Source organism: Klebsiella sp. 2019SCSN059 (genome assembly GCF_021739525.1).
In the GTDB taxonomy this organism is placed as follows: Bacteria; Pseudomonadota; Gammaproteobacteria; order Enterobacterales; family Enterobacteriaceae; genus Klebsiella; species Klebsiella quasipneumoniae.
In genome coordinates this window covers 1-1,356 of the sequence record NZ_JAKKOM010000109.1, presented here as the reverse complement: position 1 = coordinate 1,356, position 1,356 = coordinate 1, and the positions used below count along the sequence as shown (strand labels likewise).

Sequence of the window (1,356 nt, the reverse complement as noted above, 5' to 3'; positions counted from 1 at the left end):
TGTCGTTTTCAGAAGACGGCTGCACTGAACGTCAGAAGCCGACTGCACTATAGCAGCGGAGGGGTTGGATCCATCAGGCAACGACGGGCTGCTGCCGGCCATCAGCGGACGCAGGGAGGACTTTCCGCAACCGGCCGTTCGATGCGGCACCGATGGCCTTCGCGCAGGGGTAGTGAATCCGCCAGGATTGACTTGCGCTGCCCTACCTCTCACTAGTGAGGGGCGGCAGCGCATCAAGCGGTGAGCGCACTCCGGCACCGCCAACTTTCAGCACATGCGTGTAAATCATCGTCGTAGAGACGTCGGAATGGCCGAGCAGATCCTGCACGGTTCGAATGTCGTAACCGCTGCGGAGCAAGGCCGTCGCGAACGAGTGGCGGAGGGTGTGCGGTGTGGCGGGCTTCGTGATGCCTGCTTGTTCTACGGCACGTTTGAAGGCGCGCTGAAAGGTCTGGTCATACATGTGATGGCGACGCACGACACCGCTCCGTGGATCGGTCGAATGCGTGTGCTGCGCAAAAACCCAGAACCACGGCCAGGAATGCCCGGCGCGCGGATACTTCCGCTCAAGGGCGTCGGGAAGCGCAACGCCGCTGCGGCCCTCGGCCTGGTCCTTCAGCCACCATGCCCGTGCACGCGACAGCTGCTCGCGCAGGCTGGGTGCCAAGCTCTCGGGTAACATCAAGGCCCGATCCTTGGAGCCCTTGCCCTCCCGCACGATGATCGTGCCGTGATCGAAATCCAGATCCTTGACCCGCAGTTGCAAACCCTCACTGATCCGCATGCCCGTTCCATACAGAAGCTGGGCGAACAAACGATGCTCGCCTTCCAGAAAACCGAGGATGCGAACCACTTCATCCGGGGTCAGCACCACCGGCAAGCGCCGCGACGGCCGAGGTCTTCCGATCTCCTGAAGCCAGGGCAGATCCGTGCACAGCACCTTGCCGTAGAAGAACAGCAAGGCCGCCAATGCCTGACGATGCGTGGAGACCGAAACCTTGCGCTCGTTCGCCAGCCAGGACAGAAATGCCTCGACTTCGCTGCTGCCCAAGGTTGCCGGGTGACGCACACCGTGGAAACGGATGAAGGCACGAACCCAGTGGACATAAGCCTGTTCGGTTCGTAAGCTGTAATGCAAGTAGCGTATGCGCTCACGCAACTGGTCCAGAACCTTGACCGAACGCAGCGGTGGTAACGGCGCAGTGGCGGTTTTCATGGCTTGTTATGACTGTTTTTTTGTACAGTCTATGCCTCGGGCATCCAAGCAGCAAGCGCGTTACGCCGTGGGTCGATGTTTGATGTTATGGAGCAGCAACGATGTTACGCAGCAGGGCAGTCGCCCTAAAACAAAGTTAG

General features: G+C 60.3%; 1 protein-coding gene. It reads right to left on the bottom strand.

Annotation, left to right across the window (positions count from 1 at the left end; all coding sequences use genetic code 11):
• Positions 1 to 202: 202 nt before the first annotated feature.
• Positions 203 to 1,216: a class 1 integron integrase IntI1 gene (intI1, locus tag L2I46_RS29100; protein ID WP_000845048.1), complete on the bottom strand. Its 1,014-nt coding sequence runs from the start codon at positions 1,214 to 1,216 to the stop codon at positions 203 to 205.
• Positions 1,217 to 1,356: the final 140 nt, after the last annotated feature.

Excerpts from the sequence above, each read along its gene's own strand:
- intI1 (WP_000845048.1), bottom strand. The coding sequence starts at position 1,216 with ATGAAAACCGCCACTGCGCCGTTACCACCGCTGCGTTCGGTCAAGGTT.